Raw genomic sequence first — 4,575 nt, forward strand, 5'->3', positions numbered from 1 at the left:
CTGGCTGATCTCATTGGCCGAGCGTTCGATCTCGCCCATGGCCGCGACGGCCTTCTGGACGACCACGCCGCCGGTCTCGGCCTGGGTCCGCCCCTGGGTGACGACGGTGTCGGCGGCCTGGGCGTTCTCGGCCGTCTTGCGCACCGTCGCGGTGATCTGGTCCAGCGCGGCGGCCGTCTCTTCCAGACTGGCGGCCTGTTGTTCGGTGCGGCGTGACAGATCCTCGGCGGCGCTGCCGATCTCGTGTGCGCCCGACTGCATCGACCCGGCGTTGACGCCGATTACGCCCAGCGCCTGATCCAGCGTCGCCATGGCCTGGTTGAAGTTGTCGCGAAGGACGGCGTAGTCGCCCGGGAAGTCGTCCTGGATGCGATAGGACAGATCACCGGCGGCCATGGCCGACAAGCCCCTGGCCGTGCCTTCAACGACGGCGGCCTGGACCTGGGCGGCCTGACGATCGGCCTCGGCGCGGCGCTCACGCTCTTCTTCGACGGCGGTGACGTCCGTGGCGAACTTGACCACCTTGTAGGGGCGGCCGTCGCTGTCCAGGATCGGGTTGTAGCTGGCCTCGATCACCACCCGCTGGCCGCTCTTGCCGTAGCGCACAAACTTGTCCGCCACGAACTCGCCGGCGTTCAGCTTTCGCCACAACTCGGCGTAGGCCGGTGTCTGCGCCTCAGTCGGATCGACGAACATCCTGTGGTGACGTCCGACAATCTCAGCCGGCTCATATCCAACCACCGATAGGAAGTTCTGATTGGCCTCCAGAATGACCCCATCGAGATCGAACTGGATGACTGCTTGAGAGCGACTGACGGCAGCCATCATGTTGCGCAGCTCGTTGAGCGTCTTGTCATCTCTGGTTTTGGCGAAAAGGCGCAATGCAAAAATCTTTCGTGCTGAGATGAACGTTAATGCCACATCAACACTTTAAATCAGGTGTCAGCATGGTTAGCGCGCTAAAGGCTCAACCTGGGGGAGAATATTCCTCTGCGGTCTAGCTTTAGCCGCCTTAAAGCCGCTACGCCGCCCGCTGGTTCCAAGAGGTCATATTTGTCGCAACGCCCGCACCTGCTGTCGTCAGATCAGCGCAGCGCCCTTCAGCTCGACGTCGCCATGACGCTGATGGTGACGGCTAAGCGATGGAAGTTACGTGTCGCCGATCTGTTCCGAGAGTCCGGACACACGGGCGCGCCGACCGTGGTGCTTTATTTCCTGGCGGACGAGCCCAAGGGCCTGACGCTTTCCGAGTTGGCGAACAGGATGGAGCTGTCCGGCGCGTCGCTGACCCGTCTGGTGCAAAGACTCGAGAAAGACGGCATGGTCAGCCGGCGTCGGATGATTGGAGACGGCCGGTCATGGCTGATCCAGATGGAGCCAGCCGGGCGCGCCGAAATCGAGGCGTTCGAGATCCATGCCGCGGCCATGCGCGAACGAATGTTTGAAGGCGTTTCGGACGAGAATATGGCTGCCGCACTTCGCGTCCTGAAGGCCTTGGCCGAGAAGCTGACCCACGGCCCCGACGCCGCTCCGGGGATCTAGCCCGCCGCCTCGCCCAGCGCCATCAGGCCCGCCTGCGACGGGCACAGGTCGGCGATGATGCAGGACAGGCATTTGGGTTTGCGCGCCGTGCAGGTGTAGCGGCCGTGCAGGATCAGCCAGTGGTGCGCCTTGGGCAGCCAGTCCTCCGGCACGACCTTGAACAGCTGAGCCTCGACCTTGTCCGGCGTTCCGGCATTGGCCAGGCCCAGCCGATGCGAGACGCGAAAGACGTGGGTGTCCACGGCGATGGCCGCCTCGATCCCCAGTTCGTTCAGAACCACCGAGGCCGTCTTTCGCCCCACACCGGGCAGGGCCTGAAGATCGGCGCGGTTCAGCGGGACCTCGCCCCCATGCTGTTCCAGCACGATGCGGCTCAGCGCGATGACGTTCCTTGCCTTGCCGCGATAAAGGCCGATGGAGGCGATGTAGGGGATAAGCCCCTCCTCACCCAGGGCCAGCATCTTCTCCGGCGTGTCGGCGACCTTGAACAGCCGCTCGGTCGCCTTGTTGACCGACACGTCCGTCGCCTGGGCCGACAGGGCGACGGCGACGACCAGGGTGAAGGGATTGGAGAAATCCAGCTCGGTCTTGGGCTCCGGCATGACGCCTGACAGGCGTTCGAAGATCGCCTCGACACGGTCCTCGTCGGGCGGCCAGCGCAGCACGGGGATGGCCGCCCCGGTCATCACGGTCGGGCGTTTAACAGGCTTGGCGGCGGGCTTTCGGGCCTTGGCGGGCTTCATGCCTCGCTGTCGTCCTCGGGACGATGCGGGTCAAGACCCAGGCCCTTGAGCGCTTGGGCCGTCAGGGCGGCGTCGGCGGCGCGCTCGCCCTCCATCCAGGCGCCGTGGGCCGTGCCGTAATAGACCGGCGCGGTCGCCTCGCCGGCCAGGAAGATTCGGTCCTCCACCGACGAGCGCAGCTTGGCGCGGTCCGCCGCATGGCCCGGCAAGGCGTGGGAATAGGCGCCGCGCGACCAGGGATCGACCCCCCAGCCGCTGACCGTGACCGCCTCCAGCCGCCGGCGCATGTCCGATCCCAGAGCCGCGACCAGTTCGGACACGGCGAAGTCGAACAGGGCGGCCGGCCCCTGCGCCTCCAGCCCCCAGGCCAGGTCGGCGCCGAAATAGGCCTCGATCATCGGCCGCCCGAAGGGCCGCAGGTGATAGCCGCCGGTCTCGGCCGTATCGGTGCGGGTCCACAACTGGGTGTCGGGCTGGAAATCGCCGGCGCCGCGCACGGTCATATGAACCTTGGACGCCAGGCCCAGCGGCACGCCCGTCGTCGCCTCGAGCAGGGCCGGAACCGGCGGATCGATGCGGATCGTCTCGCTGGAGATCAGGCTGTTGGGCACGGTCAGGATGACGATCCGCGCGGTCAGCTCGCCGCGATTGGTCTCCAGCCGCAGCACAGGTCCGGAACGGTCGATGCGGCTGACGGCGCAGTCCGTGATCGTGATGGGCGACACAGCCTCGCCCAGCCGCGCGATCAGGCGACCATAGCCCTCGCGCACCCGCCAGTTCACGCCGGTGTCGCCATAGGCGTCGTAATCCAGGCTGGACACCTCGGCGAACCGCGCGCCGTTCAGGGCGCCCGAGATGGCGTCCATGCGCGGGTTCCAGCGACAGTCGGGATCGAAGAAATCGGACGCCGGACGATCCTCGCCCACTCCCGCGCGGACGAGGGCCGCCGCCTCGGTCACCCGCTGGTCGAAGTCGGCGAAGGCCTCGCCGAACTCGGTCTGATCCGCGCGGGTCATCTCGTGGTCGAAGGCCTGGGTGCGCCAGGGCGGCGGCGTCTGGTCCAGCGTCAGCCCCTCGGCCTGGACCCGTCCGGCCAGCACATTGTCATCGGCCGAATGCAGCCAGCCGCACCCCATATCCAGCCCTTCGCGCTCGGCCCGGACTGTCCAAGCGCGCCCGCCGATCCGGTCGCGGGCCTCCAGCACCAGAATCGACAGGCCGGGCCGCAGCAAACGGCGCGCTGCGGCGATGCCGGCGGCGCCTGCGCCGATCACCACGACATCGACCTGTGACGGCAGCGGCTGGGAGGCGGAGACGCGGGCGTTCATGGCGTCAGGACATACACGAAAACCGGTCGTGATCGGCGCCGTCCCTATCGCCTATTGATTTTTGGACGGCGGGGTCCATTTTAGCGCCGCTTCAAAACGCCGCACCTCCCCCGGATTTTCCATGTCGCCTGAACTCAAGAAACGCATGCCGCTATTCGCGGCCGCCCTCGTCGGCCTGGCCCTGATCGTGGGCGGCATCGTCTGGTGGGTGAACGGCCAGCGTTGGGAGAGCACCGACAACGCCTTCGTCCAAGCGGACACAACCCTGGTCAGCCCGCAACTGTCCGGTCGGGTCACCGAGGTTTTGGTGGGCGACAACCAGCGGGTCGCGGCAGGCCAGATCCTGGTCAAGCTGGACGATTCCGACCAGAAGGCCCAACTGGCACAGGCCGAGGCCAATCTGGCCGCCGCCATCGCCGCCGTCGGCCATGTCGACGCCCAGGCCGAGCAGGAACAGGCCACCATCGCCGCCCGAGCCGCCTCCGTCGCCCAGGCCAACGCCCAGGCCGGCCTGGCCCGCGCCGAGGTCGATCGTTACGGCAAGCTGGCCGAACAGGGCTGGGTCTCGCAACAGCGCATCCAGACCGAGCGCGCCTCGGCCGCCACCGCCGCCGCCAGCGTCCAGCAGGCCCAGGCCGCCCTGGTCGCCGAACAACGCACCGCCGGCGTGCTGGGCTCGACCCGCCAGCAGAGCGTCGCCGCTGTAGAACAGGCCCGCGCCGTCGTCGATCAGGCTCGCATCGCGCTGGAGCGCACCGTCATCCGCGCTCCGGTCGCCGGCGTCGTCGGCGCCCGCAGCGTGCGGCCCGGCCAGTATGTCAACGCCGGCACGCAACTGCTGTCGGTCGTGCCCCTGACCAACACCTACATCGTCGCCAACTTCAAAGAGACGCAGCTGGACAAGGTGCGCCTGGGTCAGAGCGTCGAGATTTCCGCCGATGCCTCCCCCGGCCGCAAGATCG

The 4,575-nt window shown here is 67.4% G+C and carries 5 protein-coding genes; 2 read left to right on the plus strand and 3 right to left on the minus strand.

All coding sequences use genetic code 11. The annotated features are described in order from the left end of the window. Positions 1 to 828 (minus strand): PAS domain-containing protein (locus RT123_RS15585; protein WP_313010146.1); only part of this gene is annotated, 828 nt, incomplete at its 3' end. A gap of 225 nt (positions 829 to 1,053) precedes the next feature. Between RT123_RS15585 and RT123_RS15590 the strand changes: the two genes are divergently transcribed. Further along, entirely contained in the window at positions 1,054 to 1,542 is a 489-nt protein-coding gene (locus RT123_RS15590; protein WP_313010147.1) for a MarR family winged helix-turn-helix transcriptional regulator, read from the plus strand. On the opposite strand, the gene nth is transcribed toward RT123_RS15590, so the two are convergent. Further along, complete coding sequence (gene nth / locus RT123_RS15595) at positions 1,539 to 2,285, minus strand: endonuclease III (RefSeq protein ID WP_313010148.1); 747 nt, start codon at positions 2,283 to 2,285, stop codon at positions 1,539 to 1,541. The two genes, RT123_RS15590 and nth, sit on opposite strands and share 4 nt — an antisense overlap. Then, the gene (locus RT123_RS15600) at positions 2,282 to 3,613 is read right to left on the minus strand and encodes an NAD(P)/FAD-dependent oxidoreductase (protein ID WP_313010149.1); all 1,332 of its coding nucleotides are present in this window, start codon (positions 3,611 to 3,613) and stop codon (positions 2,282 to 2,284) included. Before RT123_RS15600 ends, nth begins: the two co-directional genes overlap by 4 nt. Positions 3,614 to 3,734: 121 nt before the next feature. On the opposite strand from RT123_RS15600, the gene RT123_RS15605 reads away from it, so the two are divergent. After that, on the plus strand, positions 3,735 to 4,575 hold an 841-nt coding region (locus RT123_RS15605), incomplete at its 3' end, for an HlyD family secretion protein (protein WP_313010151.1).

This window comes from Brevundimonas vesicularis (assembly GCF_032067225.1).
In the GTDB taxonomy this organism is placed as follows: domain Bacteria; phylum Pseudomonadota; class Alphaproteobacteria; order Caulobacterales; family Caulobacteraceae; genus Brevundimonas; species Brevundimonas vesicularis_F.

Bases quoted from the DNA above. Each gene is read 5' to 3' on its own strand.
- nth (WP_313010148.1), bottom strand. From the start codon at position 2,285: ATGAAGCCCGCCAAGGCCCGAAAGCCCGCCGCCAAGCCTGTTAAACGC.
- RT123_RS15600 (WP_313010149.1), bottom strand. From the start codon at position 3,613: ATGAACGCCCGCGTCTCCGCCTCCCAGCCGCTGCCGTCACAGGTCGAT.